The sequence below is a fragment of the Acinetobacter lwoffii genome (assembly GCF_019048525.1).
Taxonomy (GTDB): Bacteria; Pseudomonadota; Gammaproteobacteria; order Pseudomonadales; family Moraxellaceae; genus Acinetobacter; species Acinetobacter lwoffii_K.
This window is the reverse complement of record NZ_CP077369.1, coordinates 101,157-121,028: the sequence shown is the minus strand read 5'-3', so window position 1 is coordinate 121,028 and position 19,872 is coordinate 101,157. Positions and strand designations below refer to the sequence as shown.

Here is a 19,872-nt window from a genome sequence, read left to right as displayed (position 1 = left end):
ATGTGATGTAAAAAAACCGCCAGTATTGGCGGTTTTTTTATGACAAACTATAAGTCATAAATGACAACTTATGTGTCGCGTGACGGCGTTAAATGACAGATAATGTGAGATTTATTTAACTAAATAAATCAATTATTTATTAGTTTTTTTGACATTCAATCTTAACGAGGTTTTGACACATAAGTTAAGATTTTCTGAGAATCTCTGACACATAAGTTAAGATTTTTTTTGATTACTTTTATAGCCATAACCGGCTTCGAGTAATTTATCAACGTCCTCCCGTAAGAATAGTCTGACCGAATAAAATTTATTGCCATGAAATTTAGGCTTAATTAATCCCTGAGTTACTAGATTAGTCATATGCGTGCGATGCATACCTAAATAGTCATTAGCCTCTGAAGCTGTAAAATACTCTTGGTGAATCTTCATGGCTTTATCAAACTCAGTTTTGGAGAAGGACCGCCAATATCCAATATGTCGAAGTTTTAAATGACCTGTCATAATCCAATTTTTTTCAAGTTGGTCATATGAGCAATCTAATCCATTGAGTACCACCTCTATATCAACATACGTAGGGTCATTCTTTTGTTGAATTAATTTGTCGATACTTCTTCTTGGGATACGATACGGGCGTATCTCTAAATTTTCTACTTTAAGCCATTTATGTTGAATAAGTTGAGCTGTTTGTAATGAGGAAATACCTAGAAGTTGAGATGCTTCATTTAGGCTTACATAAGCATCACATTTACTCTTATCTACAGTTCCAACTTTTTTACGCCCTGAATTATTTTTATAAGTAACTATATTTTCAATCATTGACTTATCTAAATGCTGAATATCTTTTCTTGCATAATATGCCGGATAAAGTTTGTTTATATATATAGGTTCAATTTTTAAACTTGAAAGCTTGGCTCTCAGTGTGAGATGCGAAACGTCCAAGTAGTCAGCAAGTGGACTTAGAAAAATATATTTTTTATGAAAATCATTAACAAATTTTTTGGAAAGACAAGACTGTGTATAACGATGGACATATTTTTTTGTGGCTGGAATATCTGGTATTTTAAGAAATAAACGTGCATTATGATTGTTAATATTTAGTATTTCCATAATTTCTGGAATAGAAAAATAATCATTAGATTCATCGGCTTGTGGTGGTGGACGATGATATGTATAGGTGCCATTGATATTTTTCTTTTCATTGATTAGCCATTCCTCAAGTATAGAAGCAAGAAAATTAGTTCTATCACTTACATTGAGTTTATCGTGATATAAAACTCCCGCCTTCAGTCTTTTATGAAATGCTGCAAAACTAACCCCAAGTATATGAGTAGCTTCTCTCTTATTAAATTTCCGTTGAATACATTTTGAGGAAGGAGAGTTATAATCTCTAAAATAACTTAGGATTTCATCGAGAATAGGTTTAAATCTAGATTTATTTTCTAAAAAGGGAAGAAGTTGAATTCTTGGATGAGCATAATCTAGGTTGCTTTTGATTTCATTTATAAGGCTAGAAATAAATTTATCCTCATTATGAAAATATTCATGGGATAAATTTAAAATATAAGATCGGTTTTTAAATATTTCTAAGTTAGAAAAGTACTCGCATAAAGCTATCCAGATATCAAAAAAATTTTCATTAAAAGTTTTATCAGTCCCTTGAAAGCTATCTAAGAACCATGTATTAATCTGGATATCTTCTAGTGTAGATTGCTGCTTTTGGCTCTTACGTAAATTAAAAGTACAAGTTGAACATTCAAATAATGATTTTCGGCTAGTCTCTAATGGATTATCGCATTCAGGGCATTTTTCTATCAAATCAATATGGTGATCTAGACAAACTGTTAAGGGGGTTAATAACCAATTTTTCTTCCAATAACCCTTATCTTCTAAACAGGATGAGCAAAATTTATGGAGGCCAATATTAAGTAATTTACGATGAATTACTTGAGTTTTTGTCCAGAAGAAATTTTGAAATGTTGGAGGGGTCTTTTTTATTACCAGATCTAGTAAGTCATCTGAAAGTCCCAACTGTTCAATAACTTCCTTAAACTTATCTTCATTGGTAAATAATGCCTCGTAAGATTTTTTATATATGGAAATACCTGCGCTGTTTAGCATTTGTTCAGGAAATTCATAGCCATTTATATATGAAGCTCTAAGGAGAAAGCTTGCTAAAAATTCATCAGAAAATGGGATTGGAGTATGAGAAAGAGATAATTTTTTCATGATATTAAATTAAGATTTCAGTAATTTGAGAGGGATTAAGTAAAAAAAGATCTTTGTTAGTCATGGGTTTATATAAGATACTTTTTAATGCATAAGCTGTATGAAAGTCATTCATTGAAACAACCGTACGATTATCGCTTAGTGCATTCAGACAGCTTTGATGTATCAGCTGCATGACATAGGCTTGGAAGCCACTAGTGGCTAAAAATATGCGCTTAGATAAATCTTTTGAGAAAATTTCGGGATCAAAGCTAAGATTGAAGTTCTTTGCTATGTATAGAGAGGTCTGTTTCAAAAAGGGCATAAGTGTCCCAGATTGATCATATTTATTTAAGGTCAAAGGATTGAGTTGTAAGACACAAGAAAATCTGCGTGCTAGTTGACTGTCAATAAAAAGATTATCTTGAATAGTAGGTAACCCGACCAAACATATAGATATTTTAGTTTCATCAGCTAATGTTTTAATCCAGTTGGCTACATTTTCAGATGTTTTATTCTTTTGGGCACTCGAGCTATAAATATGATGAAATAATGTGGTTCCGTTAATTAGACCACTCAATTCAGTTTTATAAGTGATAAATCCGCTCTAAATATTTAAATTATGCTGCCATTACTTTTAGTAAATGTTGATCATAAAATTCATCCGGTGTTGCCTTATTCAAACTTGAATGAGGACGTATCATGTTATAAAAATCCAAATATTCAGCAATTGATTGTTTCGCTTGTTTAACCGTATCGTAAGCCTTCAAATAGACTTCCTCATGCTTCACGCTGCGCCATAAACGCTCAATCATCACATTATCCATCCATCGTCCTTTCCCATCCATACTGATACGGATATTTCGCAATTTTAACTCATTCAAAAATGCCTCGCTTGTGAATTGACTGCCTTGGTCTGTATTAAACACCTCTGGACAACCATATTTCACAATTGCTTCTTGCAACGCATCTATGCAAAAGTCTGTTTCCATACTGATCGATACTCGATGAGCCAGTACTTTACGACTATGCCAATCTATAATTGCACACAGATAGACAAAGCCTTTAGCCATAGGAATGTACGTGATATCTGTACACCAGACTTGATTAGAGTGATCGATGACCATGTTTTTCAACAGATATGGGAAAATACGGTGTGCAAGATTAGGCTTACTGGTATTGGGTTTTGGATACAAGGCATGTATTCCCATCAAGCGCATTAAACGTCGGACTTTACGCCGACCTATTTGATGTCCTTGACGCTGTAGCATATCTCGTATCATTCGACTGCCCATAAATGGGTAGTCGAGATGAATTTCATCGATTAGACGCATCAAACTCAAATCAGTTGATGAAATCTCTTTGGGCTTGTAATACAACGTACTGCGATTGATTTGAATCAATTGCGATTGTTGTCGTACCGAAAGTTGATGGGTCTTATCGATCATTTTTTGCCGCTCAGCTGCCCTATTTTTCTGAGCGCACCTTCTAAAAAATCAATTTGCAATGCCTGATGTCCTATCTTGGCATGTAGAGCTTTGAGGTCAATCTCTGGTTCTTGTTGTGCTGTTGGTCGTGAAAAAATATTGACTGATTGCTCAAGCAGTTGATTTTTCCAATCGATGATTTGGTTTTGATGTAAATCGAATTGAGTAGAAAGTTCAGCGAGTGTGTGGTCGCCTTTAATTGCTGCGAGAGCAACTTTAACTTTAAACTCTGCTGAATGATTACGACGTTTTCTTCGTGTCATGGTTGACTCCAAAAACAAGCATTTCCCATGCTTATTGGGGAGTAGATTATCACTTATAGGCGTGGTCTAAAATCCTAGAACCACATCAAAATTCATCCAGCATGATAAGTTGTGTCTTACATTCTTTTAAGAGAATGCGTAATCGATAGTTTAATTGCTCACTTGTACCTCTATGATCTGTACATCCTAGCTCTTCAAGCATTCGAATGGCTAGGCTCTTAATAGTGATTGGTGAAGGAACAGGAAAGTAAAAAGCCGGTACTATTAACTTCTCAAAGTTATCCTCTATACATTTATAAGGCTTATGTCTGCTTTTAATAAGCTTACATATAGTAGATTTACCTACACCCCCTGCACCAAGTAACAAGGAGCCAATAGGTCGATTTTCCATGTAACTCATTTGCATGCACTCATCAATAGACGTTAAAGCTTTTGAGAAGTCTGAATGATGACAAATGAAGTTCCGTAACTTAGAGAGAGTTTCAATGTTTTTATTACTATTCATCAAAATTTACCTCCTCATAGAAAAAATCAGTTAAATCTGGAGGTAAATTGTCAAATGTAAGGGAAGGGGTTGTTTTTGAGTTGCACTGTGTTTTGATAGCTTTATCTTTCTCACTTAATGTTACTAAATTTAAGTGTCTTTCAAAGCTCGTAATCATTGAGGGCAGATCATTCTTAACCTGTCTAAAACGTTTATTTCTTCGATTAAGCTTTTGTATTTTTTCTAGAAAATTTAAACGAGCAAGATATAAAATTTCTTCATTTTTAATCTCATCAGGGTTACATTTATACTTCTCTCGCAATATTTCCTTAGCTTCTAACCATTCAGCTAAAGTTAAATCTTTAGTAGCCTCAGGATATATTGAATCTGCTTGAATCAGATTATCTTTATCAAATGGGTCTTGTATATAAATAGAGCTTAAATCTAGTGGATTAACATAAATCGTGACTTTATCTTTGAAATGATAATTTAATGTGGCGAGAGCCTGAGATTTATATCTTAGACCTTTTAAGTTTATTTGTCCTTTGTTGATTCTATATCGGAACACAGTCCGACATTTTCTTTCAATTTCTAATTCAGGAATGGTTAAAACAGGAAATATTTTAGACGCTTCTTGCCACATTTTTTCTGGTCTTTGATTTGTCCTTGAATGAATTCGTTTATGATATATGTTCTCAATCCATTCATTCACTAAATCTCTTAATATATCTAGTGTATAACAGGCATTTCCTACAGAGTCATAATCTCCTCTATGGACTGGTGATGAGTATGTAGTACCCTTAAGTTTATGAATAATGCTCATATTTAATGATCTAAAAAAACTTTCAATATGAGCTTTATTATTGGGAGAGTATGGCTGTGATTCTGACTTAGTAATATTAAAATTATTACAAAAATTAGCTAAAGCATTATTATTAAACTCGCAACCATTGTCTGGGATTATTACTGTTGGAAGTCCTCCTGTTTTGTCGAGATGAGGTCTCATCAACATATTTTTAAGTGTAAGTAATGTTTTTGTTGCTGAGGGAGGTAGCATACATAAGTGCCAACCTACTATAGCTCTTGTATAGATATCTATCGCAATGCAAAGTTCTGGTCTACCAAGTACATTCCCATTTTTATCTAATATGATGCAATCAATCTCATGGGTATCCATTTGAACTATTGCGAGTAAACCAGGCGATACTAAGCTCTGACCTGATGCTTTAAATTTTTTACTTGCTTCTTTTGCTCCATTTTTATTCTTAAATACAATATAGGGATCAAGTCTCTCAAAACGCCGAGCTATAGTTCGTTCAGACGGTATTGTAGCATTTAGGTTAAGTGATAATATTCGATCTTTAATAATTACATGAGCATCACTTGGACTAAAATTTTCTCTTTCTTTAATGAAATCAGAAATAACTTCATTAATAATTTCCTCAATTTCAATCGGGAATCTTAAACTTCTGTTTCCACCAGCTCCTTGATAAAAACCATGAAATGAATCTGAGTTATCTCGATATATCTTTATGTACCGTGCCAAAGTGCTTGCAGATATTTTTCTAAGATTAGGATTTTCTTTGGTTATATTTATAATTGCAATTTTCAAATACTTGGTCGAACATGGAATTTTGTTTGAAAAAACGTAGTTAAGATACTTGAAAATTTCCTCAATTGTCAGAGCTTTATTTTTGTGAAATTGTGGAATGCTTAAATTAGTTAACTTTATATCTCCATTTAAGATTTTATTAATTAAATCATATTCATTAAGAAAGTACATATTTCCACTAGTGGAGTTAGAGTAGCGGATAGTTTCATTTTCTATATAGCATATTTCATAAAGTTCATCACGATATTTAAATCGATCACCAATTTTTAATTGAAAATTATTTTTCATAATTAAACTCCTAAAGCTTTTTTATAAAAAATAAAATAATCAGCAATCATTAAATCTAAATTATTAGCATTCAGTAATTTATATAAATCCATTTTATTTTTGAAGTTTCTATTTCTAATGAGGGTGTCTGCTTTTTCTAAATCAATTTTATTTATTTTTTTATAATTTGCTCTTTGATAGCTGATACTTAATAAAAGACAGTCTTGTTTTGAAATAAGATTATTACGATCAAAAGTTCTAAATTTAATCGAGTAACTATTTAAAATACTTTCTGCTAAATTAAATCTTGCAATGTTTTTTTCTGAAAGTGTATTTAAATTAGGTTTAATTTCATGAACTTCATATCCATTCAGTGTTTTTATAATGAAGTCGGGAATAATAAAGTGTCGATCATTAATAAAGATCTGAACTGCTTGTGTTCTGTATTGAAGTACATCTTCATTGCGCTCCAAAGCTATTGCATGGGCTAGTTCTAAATTACTTTCGAGGCATATTAACCCTTGATTTTTAACACTTGGAAAGAGTGATACACGACTACCTATACGTGATTTTACTCTACGTTCACCAATGAATTTTGATGATACATGAGTCTGTTTTTGAAAAGCTTCTTCAAATTTTCTTAGTAAATTTTGATTAAGTTGTTTAGTTTTTTGCTCTAGATAACTTGATTGCATAGTAGTTCTGACATTTTTTAGGATGAGATAAAGCTTTGAGCAATTTGATTTTATTGCTCAAGACTTGACGGAACATTGCAATCAAGAGATACTAAAAACACGACTAGTTAGCTTTCTCTTGATTGCAAACGGGTAGAGCGGATTCTATGAATCCGCTTTATTTTTTCTTAAGTCATTTTTCTCTCTCCTTCGAAATTAATCCCAAAGCGATTGCAATTCTTTTACTTTCACCACGCTTTGGTATGCGATTTGTATTTAGAATTCTGTAAACTAAATCCCTAGAAAAATTATGTTTTAAGCTCCAGTCGGAAATACTGATTCCCGCTTGCTCAAAATCATCTTTAATTTGCTGATTTGTTTTCATGATAGTAGTAAAAATAATTAGAACTTAATCTAAAAATATAGGTTTTTTCTAGTTTTGCAAGGTTTTATTATAATGGATTAATTTATTTATTATTAATTAATAAAACATTAATAAAATATTATATTAATTTAGTAAATAAATGAATCGATATCATTAATGATTTTGGAAATAATATTTTTATGATTTTCTAATCTTGATATTTTTTTGCTTCTATCTCTTATATAATTTTTAAAGCAATAATTAATTTCTGGTAATTGTTTGGATAGTTCATTAGTTTCTTGAATTTCCAAGGTTTTTTCTAGCTGCTCTTGTTTAAGTAAACTTAATTTTTTAGTTAATACTTTAACTGCTTTTTCTTTACAGTGAGTAATTCTAAAATCAGTTAATTTATCAGTTTCTGAATAAAATTGATTTCCTTCATCGTCATATTCTTTTCTTAAGTAGCCAAATTTCAATAATTGTTTAATTAAAGAATATGTTTGCCATTTTAGTGAATCAGGAGCACCTTCAAAGCGTATCCAAAGATCTTTAGGTTTGAACAAGAATAAGAAAATGCCATTCTCAATAACTACAAGAAACTGCTCTTTTAGAGGGTGCTTAATTTCAATCATTTAAAGGTAATACGTAAAAATAAAGGGGATTATAATCCGTTTTTCTGTCTTATTTAAGGTTTTATTTTTAAATATAAAATTTTAAAATCTAATGCTTATGAGGATTATAAGCCGTGGATACTTAGTCCTCAAAAATGAATAGTTCTATTCTTTATAGGAATAGAACTTATGAACGATTTAGCACAGAAAATTGGACATGCTATTCGGAATTGTCGAATTGAGCAGAAAATTACTCAAGAAAAATTAGCATTACTTTGCAATATCGATCGTAGTTATGTGGGACGTATTGAGCGAGGAGAAGTAAATATCACGGTACTAAAGCTCTATGAGATTGCACAAATACTTAAAGTTGCACCACATGATTTGCTGCCTAAAGACTAATGAGGCTTCTAGCTATTTCTTGATTTACTATTATTTTTATAATTATCTATCTTGAAGATGGATAGTATGCGTTCAAAGATAGACTACTATTAGGTAATAAAATCATTATCACGTTTTTTAATTTTGTAAGTCCCTCGGCCAGCAAACCTTTTCGCAAGATCTGGATTGCGTTCGGATAACTTTTTGACCAATACAGGTTCGCTATTGGGAGCTTTACTCCATAAGATATCATTCTTTACATAGAGTACTGTTCTAGTACGTGTAACTTCAATAAAGCGGTTCTGAAGCACAAGAGCGGCAGCTTTAGCTATTTCACGTTCGTTCTCTGGGTTTTCAATTGTCATATCTAAAACCTTAAATCGATTAAATTGGGTTAATAGTGTTATTCATATCCTTTGGGAGGGTTACCGTCACCCATTTAATTATAAAAATAATTGGGTAAGCGGATTAAATGGTTGATCTTACCTTTGCATGAGAGTGAGGCAAACCGGCATCTCATCGGATTATCTGGTTGGCACTCCAACCTACTGCTGATGCATGCTTCCCTCGCTAATCCCAGCAAGAACCCCACACGCCTTAACTTCCCGGTCATCGTTGCAACGCGCTCTTAGTGAAACGAGTTGTTTCTCAAGCGCCTGTAGAGCGGTTATCTGCGAGCGCACATGAGAGATGTGATCATCGAGCAAGGCATTGACAGCGGTACAGGACTGATGAGGGTCGTCCTGATAGCGCTTTAGTTCGTGAATTTCTGCCAGTGACAGATCCAGGATGCGGCAGCGACGAATAAAGGCCAGCCGCTCAACGTGTTTCTCGGTATAGACACGGTAACCGTTCTCCTGCCGACCAGGCGGCGGCAACAAGCCCTGCCGTTCGTAGAAGCGGATCGTCTGTGTATCTACCCCTACTGACTATGCCAACTGACCAATACGCATCGGGTTCCTCCGCAACGGATTCTCTACGCTATTGACATTATAGCTACTATATAGTTTTAAATGAAAACCCGATCACATTCAAGTGGAGTCATATCATGAGTAAAAACTGCGGAGGCCCCTGTGGCGACCATGCAAGGCCTGCGGCGGATACCGATATGCAGGCCTCCTCCGATGCGTCGGGGGAATGGGTCAGTGTTTATGCCGTGCCGAAGATGGACTGTCCATCAGAAGAGCGCATGATTCGCCTGGCCCTGAACGGCGTTGAGGGGATTCGGGCACTGTCCTTCGACTTGTCGAACCGCCGGTTGAAGGTCGTGCATGACGGTGAGGTCGAGCCCGTCACCTCGAAACTGAAGACCTTGGGGCTAGGCGCCTCGCTTCAGGAAACCGTCGCTGCAAATCCGGAGACCATCAAGGCCGCCGAGTTTTCGGCAGCTTCTGCTAAGCAAGAATCCGGGACCCTGCGCTGGTTGCTCGGCATCAATGCACTTCTGTTCGTGGTGGAAATGACTGCCGGTCTGATCGCCCGGTCCACCGGCCTGATTGGAGAATCCCTGGACAATTTTGCCGATGCGGCGGTGTACGGGCTTGCCCTTTATGCGGTTGGACATAGCGTGAAAATGCAGGTACGTGCCGCGCATCTTGCTGGTGTACTGCAACTGATCTTGGCTGTGGGCGTACTCATAGAGGTGGTGAGACGCTTTGTATTCGGTAGTGAGCCTGAATCGCTGGTGATGATGGCTATCGCATTCGTCGCATTGATTGCCAATACCAGTTGTCTGCTGCTCATATCCAAACATCGGGAGGGCGGGGCGCACATGAAGGCAAGCTGGATATTCTCGGCCAACGACGTGGTGATCAACCTGGGGGTCATCACCGCCGGCGCTCTGGTCGCGTGGACCGGGTCCAATTATCCGGATCTGATTATCGGCACCATCGCGGGGGTAATTGTACTTAACGGTGCTAGACGCATTCTGGCGCTCAAGGATTAAGCAATGTCCATTTTTGGCAAACATCTGTCACCGTACGCTCTGTTGTCCATATCGGGCCTGCTGGCAGCGTCTGATCAGGCCGTAAAATGGCTGGTGCAACAATCAATGGCATATGGCGAGTCTATTTCAGTGACCTCATTCTTTAACTGGGTACACGTATGGAATACCGGTGCCGCATTCAGTCTTTTTGCGAATGGTGGAGGCTGGCAGCGCTACTTTTTTATCGGAATCGCGGTAGTGGTCTCGATTTTTCTGATCAAGCTGATCCTTGAAAATCGTCATAAAGGAGAAGCCATCGCTTACAGTCTTATCCTCGGTGGCGCCATGGGCAACCTGATTGACCGGGTCTTTCGCGGCTATGTTGTGGATTCCTTTGATTTCTATTGGCGAGACTGGCATTGGCCGGCCTTCAACCTGGCTGATATTGCAATTGTCCTCGGTGCCTTACTTTTAGTTTCCAGCAGCTTGTTGGGTAAAAAAGCAAACACCAATGCTGAGTCGGATGGATCTGACTGACACCTACGCCTATACAACACCATGACCGAACTTCCCGACAACATCCTTCACCTGCCGCAATACCAAGTACTGGGCTGCAAATCAACCGACGACGAAATGCACTTCCAGGTGGACGTGCCCAATCCCATCGCCTGCGAGGAATGCGGCGTGCAGGGTGAGTTCGTACGGTTCGGCAAGCGTGACGTTCCCTATCGTGATCTGCCCATCCACGGCAAGCGGGTCACTCTCTGGGTGGTCCGCCGCCGATACACCTGCCGGGCCTGCAAGACAACATTCAGGCCCCAGCTACCGGAGATGGTGGACGGATTCCGTATGACACTGCGGCTGCATGAGTACGTGGAGAAGGAATCCTTCAACCACCCCTACACCTTTGTGGCGGCACAGACCGGCCTGGACGAGAAGACGGTGCGCGACATCTTCAACGCCCGCGCCGAGTTGCTGGGGCGCTGGCACCGCTTCGAGACGCCCCGCATCCTGGGCATTGACGAGCTATACCTGAACAAGCGCTACCGCTGCATTCTGACCAACATTGAGGAGCGAACCCTGCTCGACCTGCTGGCCACCCGCCGCCAGGACGTGGTGACCAACTACCTGATGAAGCTGAAAGACCGGCAGAAGGTCGAGATCGTCAGCATGGACATGTGGAACCCCCTACCGGGCAGCGGTCAAGGCTGTGCTGCCCCAGGCCCGTATCGTGGTCGATAAGTTCCATGTGGTGCGCATGGCCAACGATGCCCTAGAGAGAGTGCGCAAGGACCTCAGAAAGGAGCTGAAACCGTCCCAGAGCCGGACTCTCAAGGGAGACCGGAAAATCCTGCTGAAACGCGCTCACGAAGTCTCAGACCGGGAGCGCCTCATCATGGAGACCTGGACAGGCGCGTTCCCGCAACTGCTGGCCGCCTACGAGCACAAGGAGCGCTTCTACGGCATCTGGGACGCCACCACACGGCTCCAGGCAGAAGCCGCCCTGGACGAGTGGATAGCCACCATCCCGAAGGGCCAAAAGGAAGTCTGGAGCGATCTGGTCAGGGCAGTGGGAAACTGGCGCGAAGAGACCATGACCTACTTCGAGACGGACATGCCCGTCACCAACGCTTACACGGAGTCCATCAACCGACTGGCCAAGGACAAGAACCGTGAAGGGCGCGGTTACTCCTTCGAGGTGATGCGGGCACGAATGCTCTACACCACGAAGCACAAGAAGAAGGCACCGACTGCGAAGGTCTCTCCTTTCTACAAGAAAACCATCGGTTACGGACTGCCGGACTTCGCAGAGGAACTCAACTACGGAGTCGATCTATCAACCATCTCAGGGTGGTATCAGATTGATGGGGTGAAGGTGCCCCATCAACCATTAAATCCGTATACCCCATTTTTTGACATATTAGATTTTTGATGTGGGGAAATATTACATTTGAGACTATTTAAAAATTTTATACATCTATAAAAACTATTGATGGCTACAAGCTGATCATTTTATTTAATGAGAATTATTATTATCTTTTTGTATCTTTACTGAGCAATATTCCTTGTTAAACAAAATAAATTCAATGATTTAGTGTTGTTTTTCTAGGTTCTTTTATGGAATTGAAATAGTAAATGATAATAATTATCATTAGTTCTATCTTAACTACAAACTCCCTTGTACTTAAGATGTGTTTCAGGCCTAAAACATTTCGAAAAACAAATTAACTCTTTTGAAAGAGGATATCGACAGATGCATTCACTTGCTAATCGGTTGGCGTTACAACATTTCGTCAATGCATATACGCAAGAAACTGGCAAAGGTCACTTGCTTCATAAAAGTCAGCAATCTCTTCAACTACAGACGTTTAGCCAAGGTTTGACGCTGTTATCAATACCGATTACCTCTATTCAAGCACGTTGCTTTTTCCCTTTATCTTATGTGAGCTGTGTGGGGCGACATCGCTTAGCAGATCTTCCGCAAATTATCATCGATGAAAAAATTAAGGTATTTAGTCCTGTAGCAATTGTTGGGTTGTTGCTAGAAGAACTTGTTCAAGAAGCCGCTGTTCATCTAGATGCTGCTTCATTAGTTGAAAAATGGATTCAAAGTCGAGATGCGCTACAACAGTTTTTACAAAATCGTGAATATGAATTTGATGATTTAGTAAAAGCAGGGCAAAGCTTTATTGAAACAGAGCAAGCTTTGATTTTAGGGCATAGTATGCATCCCGCGCCAAAAAGTAGGACAGGCTTTGTTCATGAAGATTGGTTAAACTTTTCTCCTGAAAATAAAGGTAAGACTCAACTTCATTATTGGCTAGTGCACCAAGATTATATTGCAGAAGGTAGTGCGACTGATGAACCTATTTCAGCGCAATTAAAAACTGCGTTACAGTGGTATTTATCTGAAAGTGATCTCAATTTATTAAAGACACATGCGGAATATAAGTTACTTCCTTTACATCCATGGCAAGCGCGTTATTTACAGGGCAAAGCTTGGTTTGAACGATTAAAGCAAACAGGGCAACTGATTGATTTGGGCTTGCGTGGTTGGCAATTCTCTCCAACCACTTCCATACGCACATTAGCGAGCTTCAATGCACCTTGGATGATGAAGCCGTCACTTTCAGTGATGATTACCAATTCTATTCGAGTGAATTTGGCCAAAGAATGTCATCGTGGTGAATTGACACATCGTCTGTGGCATAGTGAGTTTGGGCAAAATATTCTTAAACAGTGTCCAAGTCTAAAAGCAGTCAATGATCCAGCTTGGATCGCTTTAAAAATCGATGATGAAGTGATCAATGAAAGTATTTGTATTTTCCGAGATCAACCATTCCATCCACAACAACAAGTCACTTGTATCGCATCTTTGTGCCAAGATCATCCGATCAAGCCTTTAAATCGTTTTAATGCCTTATTTGCAAAAATTGCGAAAGCCCATCCTGATGCTGAAGTTTCAGAGATTGCTTCAGATTGGTTTAATCGGTTCCTCGAAGTCAGTTTGCAGCCTTTGATGTATCTATACCATCGTTATGGTATGGCATTTGAGTCACATCAACAAAATGTATTATTAGAACTCGAAAACCATTTTCCTAAAACTTTATGGTTACGTGATAACCAAGGTTTTTATTATATTGAAGAATTTGCCACTGAAATTCTGCAAGCACTTCCTGAACTGAAAGAAAAAGCCTTTGCGGTAGGTCCGAAAGCTTTTGTTGATGAACGTTTTAGTTATTATTTCTTTGGCAATACTTTGTTCGGGATTATTAATGCCATCGGTGCAACAGGCTATATCACTGAAGATGAATTGTTAGCGCATCTAACTGGATTTTTAGAAGAGCAATTACAGCAATATCCTGAGAGTACCTTAATACAAGGACTACTGTTCAATTCAACGCTGCCTTATAAAGGCAACTTGCTGACACGTTTGCATGAATTAGACGAGTTGATCGCACCTGTAGAAAATCAATCTGTTTACGTGCAACTGCCAAATCCACTGCGTATTTCACAGAAGGATGTCAGTTATGCTTGATTTTATTGGAATTGGTCTAGGACCTTTTAATTTAAGTCTTGCTAGTTTGCTACAAAACAAAAGCTCACTCGATTACGTATTTTTTGAGCAAAAGGCGCAATTTGATTGGCATGCAGGTATGCAACTACCTAATACGGTATTACAAGTGCCATTTATGGCAGATTTAGTCTCGATGGTTGATCCAACCAGTCCATTTAGTTTTTTGAATTATCTGCGTCATCAGCAACGTTTGTATAAGTTTTACTTTTTAGAGCAGCCACATATTCCACGTTGTGAATACAACCACTATTGCCAATGGGTTGCAGAACAACTTGATTGTATCGAATACCAGTCGCAGGTTCTAAAGATTGAACCTCAAACGATAGGTTTTAAAGTAGTCGTTGAATCAAACGGTGTTCAGCAAAGTTATTTATGCCGTCATTTAGTGATTGGAAGTGGTAATGTGCCATATTTGCCTGAATGTTTGGCAAAGATTCAGAAAGTCCGTCCACAACAATGTCTGCATTCAGCACAGTATATGACGCATGCCGATACAGATTTACATGGCGATGTGGTCGTACTTGGTTCTGGACAATCTGCAGCTGAAGTGTTTATCGACTTATTTGATGAACAGCAAGATACTGTTAATCATCAGTTTGATTTGCATTGGTTTACTCGTTCTCAAGGTTTCTTCCCGATGGAGTATGCGCCATTAGGTTTGGAACATTTTAGTCCAGATTATGCACAGCATTTTTATGATTTGACTGCGCAGCAAAAGGAACAGCAGTTAAAGCAACAAGCCTTGTTATACAAGGGAATTAGTGCAAAAACCATTCGGGAAATTTATCAAAGACTTTATCACCGCAGTATTGCAGGTCAAAGCTTACAGACACATTTACATAGTCAATGTGATTTGAAAGATGCAGAAGCATTGGATACACAAAAAATCCGACTGCATTTCCAGCATCGTGCTACAGCTCAGTCTTTTCATCTCGACTGTGATTTTCTTGTAGCCGCGACGGGTTATTTCACGCCTGATTTTGGTTTTATGCAGTTGCTCAAGCCATACATCGAGTTTGATCATAAACAGCGTTGGCAGATTACAGACGACTATCGTGTTGTACATCGGCTGAATGGTCATATTTTTGTTCAAAATCAGGAAATGCATAGTCATGGTGTCGGCACACCTGATTTAGGTCTTGGTGCTTATCGTGCAGCAAAGATCATTAATCAATTGCTTGCTGAGCCTCTTTATGAATTAGGCAATCAAGCGCAGACATTCCAACACTTTAATCTCTCTCAAAATCCAAAAATTTGTATGGCAGATGACAAAGCACAATCAAACGAGTGCCTTTGCGAAAATTCTCCCAATAAAAACCATTCAATTTTCAAGAAAACAGAACAGAACGTGATGACGGCGCATCCTAATCGTCGTGGTGCAAACACACGTACACAAACTGCTTCTGTACATTCAACATATGAGAAACTGATATGAACTTTGCAACTTTAAAAATTAATCAGCAGCAATGGCGTGCCGCAGGACAACGTCTTATTGAAATGGCGATTGCAGAGTTTCTATACGAAGAAATTATTGAAGTTAAAGCATTGTCAGCAGGGCGTTATCGTTTAGATTTAGGCAATCGTCAGTATGAGTTTCAAGGAAATCAATATCTACTCGGACACTGGAATATTCAGGAAGCTTCGGTACGTGATGTGACTCATAGTCAGGAAAATGATCAACCTGCTTGGAACTTACATGAGTTTATTGTCGCAATGTCTGACAGTTCTAATGTTAAGCCATTTACCAAAGCGTATTTGATCAAAGAAATGAATAATACTTGGCTGGCAGAAGCACATTTGTTCAATGAAACACGTTTGCCAAGTATAGCGGTTTTGACAGAGCCACATTACAAAGTTGAAGGCATGCTACGTGGTCATCCTTGGCTCATCATGAGTAAAGGGCGTATGGGTTTTGGTTATGATGATTATTTAAGCGCTGCACCAGAGCTTTCACCTGAAGTTAAAGTGTTGTGGTTAGCCGTACATCGTGATTTAGCAGAGTATCGAAGTACTGAAGATTGGAGTGCCTGCGGTTTATATCAACATGAATTTGATGCCAATGAACTACAGCAGTTCATCAATATTCTCCAAGAAAAAAACCTAGATCCACAAAATTACTTTTTGATTCCCGTACATGCTTGGCAATGGCATCAATGGCTTGTCCCGACTTATGCCAATGAGATTGTGGATCAGAAAATTATTGAGTTAAATATCAGCCAAGATAGCTATGTGCCGATGCAATCAATCCGCACATTATGCAATACGTCAAACCTACAACGCCATTACATTAAGTTGCCTGTCAGTATTTTTAATACCGCTGTTTATCGTGGATTACCCTCAAAGCGTAATCTAGCAGCTCCAGCAGTGACCGCATGGTTAAAAAGAATTCATCAACAAGATCAAGACTTACAAAATACAGGTGTGATTTTCTTAGGTGAAGTTGCGACTTTAACTATCCATCAGCCGTGTTTTGACCGCATTGACGGTGCACCGTATCAATTTAAAGAGCTGTTCGGTTGTTTATGGCGTGAAAGTGTTGATCGTTATGTTGATCCATCTCATCAAGTGTTATCTCAAGCAGCATTGTTACACCGTGATATTTCAGGTCAATCGATCCTGAGCGTGTTGATCCAAGCATCAGGTTTAAGTCCTTTGGATTGGTTAGCACAATTTGCTCAAGTAAGCATGAGTCCATTATTACTTTGCTTATATCGTTATGGTTTAGCATTTTCACCACACGGTGAGAACACAATGTTGGTACATGAAAATGGTGTGCCGAAAGCCATGGTATTAAAAGATTTCATTGATGACATCAATTTAGTGGATGAGGATTTTCCTGAGTTAGCTCAGTTACCATCTGAAGCAGATTTATTACTCCGTCATGAAGCGACTGATCTAAGCCATTTTATTTTCACAGGTCTGTTCATGGTGCATTACCGCTATATCTGTAATGTGTTCTTGCAAGACTATCCTGAATATTCTGAGCTTGATTTCTGGCAGACCATTTCCAACACGATTGTTGAATTTAACCAAAAACACCCAGAACTGGCTGAGCGCGCTGACAAATTTGCCATGTTACGTCCTAACTACACCAAAATTTGCCTAAACCGTGTGCGTTTATTTACCACAAGTTATAACGATGAAGCAGAGCGTCCTGTTCCTGTCTTTCTTGATCCCATTGCAAATCCAGTTAGCCCAGAAACATTGAAAACATGGGCACAACAACCTCGCCAAGCGAAAGTGGGCTAATTTTATTCGTCATTTTATAGGTTCGATATGAAAACAATCTCTCAGCAATTACCAGATTATTTTGAATACTTTGAAGATGGTACACAGTACTACTTACGACAAGTGAAATATCCGCAGGATATTCCTTTATTGCACAAATGGATGCATGAACCACATGTGATTCCACAGTGGCAGCTAAATAAATCGGAACTGGAGTTACAAGTTTACTTCGACAAAATGCTTGCAGATGACCATCACCGTTTATTGATCGTCGGAATTGATGGCAAAGATGTGGGCTATACCGAAATTTATGAGGGTAAACGAGATCGTTTAGGCCGTTATTACGATGGTGATGACAATGATCTCGGTTGGCATTTGCTATTTGGTGACAAATCAGTGTTTGGTAAAGGTTTTTTACGCCCAACTATTCGTTTACTCAGCTTCTATATTTTTGAGCACTCTAAAGCGAAAAAAATTGTGGGTGAGCCAGATCATACCGTTAAACCTTATGCAGCTGTGGTGGCAGAGCTTTGCTATGAAAGTCAACGTTTAATACCGATGCCTGAAAAAACTGCAATGTTGTATTACTGCTTTAGAGAAACTTTTTATCACAAGTTTGGGGAATATTACCAAACATCACAACAACAGCTAGCAGATCGGCCAGCCAAACTCCTGAGTGTTACATGAGCTTATATATCAATGAAATGCATATTTTAGACATGCGCTTTGCGGCGAATGTCTCTGTTGCAGAATTTGAACAATGGTTAGCACGGATTCAGCACTATTTCGAACATAAGCAAAATTTCGTGTTGATCATGCAAACCGATGTAAATACTGAATTTCCTGAAGAATATAGAGCAATCCAAGGCAAATGGTATAAGCAATATAAACAAGATTTTTACCAATATTGCTTGGGTTTTGCTCGTATTGCTCAAGATGAAGAAGATCGTATTCGATTGGATACACCAGCTCTGCACAAAGCTTGGCATGTTCCATATTTTGTGAGCGTAGATAAAGCTGAAGCCACACAATGGGCTTTGCAGAGGTATTTATGAATCAAAATTCATTAAATATTCAGAAAGTCTCAGCCTTGAGCCTGAGTGTCGTGGTGGTTTTATATCTCGCGCATGCCTTACCACTATATTTTTATAACGTCGCATTACCTGCGATTCTGCGCCATCAAGGTGTAGATTTACGATGGATTGGCATGTTGTCGCTACTTTATATTCCTTGGGCATTCAAATTCTTTTGGGCGCCTTTAATTGATCGTTTCTACTTAAAAAAACTAGGAAAGCGTAAGACTTGGTTGCTATTTACACAAATTGCACTGGTGCTAGGTGTTGTTGCTTTGGCATTAACACAGTTTGATTATGGCCTCGGTGTATTTGTCATTGTTGGTTTATGGATTTCAACTTTTGCAGCAACTCAAGATATTGCCATTGATGGCTATACCGTCGAAACCTTTTCAGAGTCTGAATATCGCTTAGGAAGCATGGCACAAAGCATCGGCGTTGCGCTCGGTAGTATGGTGGGTGGAGCAGCAACTTTATGGCTTTACCAGCTTTATGGCTGGCAAACTGCATTGATTTCCTTAGCCGCTATGACGGCACTGACCATGTTGGCTATTTTCCAAATTAAAGAAAAATCAAGTACAGAGAAAATCTCAAAACAGCCGCCAAGTTTGATCCGTGCATTTAAACGTCCAGAAATGTTATGGGCTTTAGCTTTGATCGTGTGTTATCGCTTCGTTGAAGCACCTGCAATGGCAATGCTGAATCCGATGCTAATTGATCAAAAGTGGTCTTTGGCAGAGATTGGAGTGTTGATGTCTGTGATCGGTGCGGGTATTGGATTATTAGCCGCTGTTTCAGCTGCATTTTTATTAAAAAAAATAGCCGCAACACAATTACTGATCTGGGCAGGCTGGGCACGTACTTTGATTTATGCCTTGTTGGGTGCAGCTGTTCTACTCAGTTGGTTTGATCAATGGCACAGATTACTTGGTGTATTTGTAGTTGTCATTCTTGCAATTCGTTATATCGCGATGACGGCGTTATATGCACATTTCATGCAGACCAGCTCTAAAGATCAAGCAGGAACGGATTTTACGATTTTGGTCTGTTTTGAATTATTGGTTTATTTCATTGGTGGTGCGATGTCAGGTTTCTTAGCTAAAGCGTTTGGCTATGGAAATTTTTATTTAATTCTCGCCGCTGCATCCATTTTAAGCGTTTTACTCAGTCAAGTTTTGATTTCTAAAGCAAAACAATCGAAACAACTTATCTAGGGGCTAA

General features: G+C 38.6%; 18 protein-coding genes and 2 pseudogenes. 10 read left to right on the top strand and 10 right to left on the bottom strand.

Annotated elements, in window-relative coordinates:
• Positions 1–216: 216 nt before the first annotated feature.
• The 8 genes from I6L24_RS00560 to I6L24_RS00525 form a co-directional block, all read right to left on the bottom strand.
• Positions 217–2,226: a TniQ family protein gene (locus I6L24_RS00560; RefSeq protein WP_216986270.1), complete on the bottom strand. Its 2,010-nt coding sequence runs from the start codon at positions 2,224–2,226 to the stop codon at positions 217–219.
• A 4-nt stretch (positions 2,227–2,230) separates the two neighbouring features.
• The gene (locus I6L24_RS00555) at positions 2,231–2,785 is read right to left on the bottom strand and encodes a TniB family NTP-binding protein (RefSeq protein ID WP_228733334.1); all 555 of its coding nucleotides are present in this window, start codon (positions 2,783–2,785) and stop codon (positions 2,231–2,233) included.
• A gap of 40 nt (positions 2,786–2,825) precedes the next feature.
• Positions 2,826–3,955 (bottom strand): IS3-like element ISAcsp5 family transposase gene (locus tag I6L24_RS00550; RefSeq protein WP_155857500.1). Its coding sequence is split into 2 segments (ribosomal slippage): positions 2,826–3,703 and positions 3,703–3,955, totalling 1,131 coding nucleotides; the frame shifts between segments, so codons are not numbered across the junction.
• Positions 3,956–4,040: 85 nt separating this feature from the next.
• Complete coding sequence (locus I6L24_RS00545; RefSeq protein ID WP_228733333.1) at positions 4,041–4,460, bottom strand: TniB family NTP-binding protein; 420 nt, start codon at positions 4,458–4,460, stop codon at positions 4,041–4,043.
• Positions 4,453–6,339, bottom strand: coding sequence for a Mu transposase C-terminal domain-containing protein (locus I6L24_RS00540; RefSeq protein WP_216986269.1), 1,887 nt, complete (start codon positions 6,337–6,339; stop codon positions 4,453–4,455). Before I6L24_RS00540 ends, I6L24_RS00545 begins: the two co-directional genes overlap by 8 nt.
• A gap of 2 nt (positions 6,340–6,341) precedes the next feature.
• Entirely contained in the window at positions 6,342–7,013 is a 672-nt protein-coding gene (locus I6L24_RS00535; RefSeq protein ID WP_216986268.1) for a Tn7 transposase TnsA N-terminal domain-containing protein, read from the bottom strand.
• Positions 7,014–7,185: 172 nt separating this feature from the next.
• Positions 7,186–7,377: a helix-turn-helix domain-containing protein gene (locus I6L24_RS00530; protein WP_216986267.1), complete on the bottom strand. Its 192-nt coding sequence runs from the start codon at positions 7,375–7,377 to the stop codon at positions 7,186–7,188.
• 128 nt (positions 7,378–7,505) lie between these two features.
• Positions 7,506–7,988, bottom strand: a complete 483-nt coding sequence (locus I6L24_RS00525) for a hypothetical protein (RefSeq protein ID WP_216986266.1) — start codon at positions 7,986–7,988, stop codon at positions 7,506–7,508.
• A 168-nt stretch (positions 7,989–8,156) separates the two neighbouring features.
• Between I6L24_RS00525 and I6L24_RS00520 the strand changes: the two genes are divergently transcribed.
• The gene (locus I6L24_RS00520) at positions 8,157–8,369 is read left to right on the top strand and encodes a helix-turn-helix domain-containing protein (RefSeq protein ID WP_004281769.1); all 213 of its coding nucleotides are present in this window, start codon (positions 8,157–8,159) and stop codon (positions 8,367–8,369) included.
• Between the two features lie 89 nt (positions 8,370–8,458).
• On the opposite strand, the gene I6L24_RS00515 is transcribed toward I6L24_RS00520, so the two are convergent.
• A complete protein-coding gene (locus I6L24_RS00515; protein WP_216986265.1) occupies positions 8,459–8,713 on the bottom strand; it encodes a hypothetical protein in 255 nt (84 codons plus the stop codon).
• 180 nt (positions 8,714–8,893) lie between these two features.
• Positions 8,894–9,301 (bottom strand): annotated as a pseudogene (gene cadR / locus I6L24_RS00510) (Cd(II)/Pb(II)-responsive transcriptional regulator).
• 95 nt (positions 9,302–9,396) lie between these two features.
• Here cadR and I6L24_RS00505 point away from each other — a divergent pair.
• The 9 genes and pseudogenes from I6L24_RS00505 (at position 9,397) to actC (ending at position 19,865) form a co-directional block, all read left to right on the top strand.
• Positions 9,397–10,293, top strand: coding sequence for a cation transporter (locus I6L24_RS00505; protein ID WP_004781121.1), 897 nt, complete (start codon positions 9,397–9,399; stop codon positions 10,291–10,293).
• A 57-nt stretch (positions 10,294–10,350) separates the two neighbouring features.
• Positions 10,351–10,809: a signal peptidase II gene (gene lspA / locus I6L24_RS00500; protein ID WP_227592301.1), complete on the top strand. Its 459-nt coding sequence runs from the start codon at positions 10,351–10,353 to the stop codon at positions 10,807–10,809.
• A gap of 21 nt (positions 10,810–10,830) precedes the next feature.
• A pseudogene (locus I6L24_RS00495) lies at positions 10,831–12,118 on the top strand (ISL3 family transposase); the annotation flags it as partial.
• Between the two features lie 408 nt (positions 12,119–12,526).
• Complete coding sequence (gene acbA / locus I6L24_RS00490) at positions 12,527–14,311, top strand: acinetoferrin biosynthesis protein AcbA (RefSeq protein WP_004781124.1); 1,785 nt, start codon at positions 12,527–12,529, stop codon at positions 14,309–14,311.
• On the top strand, positions 14,304–15,785 hold the full coding sequence (gene acbB, locus I6L24_RS00485) for an acinetoferrin biosynthesis monooxygenase AcbB (RefSeq protein ID WP_004814635.1): 1,482 nt from the start codon (positions 14,304–14,306) through the stop codon (positions 15,783–15,785). The genes acbA and acbB overlap by 8 nt, the downstream gene beginning before the upstream one ends.
• The gene (gene acbC / locus I6L24_RS00480) at positions 15,782–17,599 is read left to right on the top strand and encodes an acinetoferrin biosynthesis protein AcbC (protein WP_086044537.1); all 1,818 of its coding nucleotides are present in this window, start codon (positions 15,782–15,784) and stop codon (positions 17,597–17,599) included. Before acbB ends, acbC begins: the two co-directional genes overlap by 4 nt.
• 27 nt (positions 17,600–17,626) lie before the next feature.
• Positions 17,627–18,265, top strand: a complete 639-nt coding sequence (acbD, locus tag I6L24_RS00475; RefSeq protein ID WP_086044538.1) for an acinetoferrin biosynthesis acetyltransferase AcbD — start codon at positions 17,627–17,629, stop codon at positions 18,263–18,265.
• A complete protein-coding gene (locus tag I6L24_RS00470) occupies positions 18,262–18,633 on the top strand; it encodes a hypothetical protein (protein ID WP_004961737.1) in 372 nt (123 codons plus the stop codon). The genes acbD and I6L24_RS00470 overlap by 4 nt, the downstream gene beginning before the upstream one ends.
• Positions 18,630–19,865 (top strand): putative ferric acinetoferrin MFS transporter permease subunit ActC, encoded by a 1,236-nt coding sequence (gene actC / locus I6L24_RS00465; protein WP_004814643.1) that lies wholly within the window; start codon positions 18,630–18,632, stop codon positions 19,863–19,865. The genes I6L24_RS00470 and actC overlap by 4 nt, the downstream gene beginning before the upstream one ends.
• The last annotated feature ends 7 nt before the right edge of the window (positions 19,866–19,872 follow it).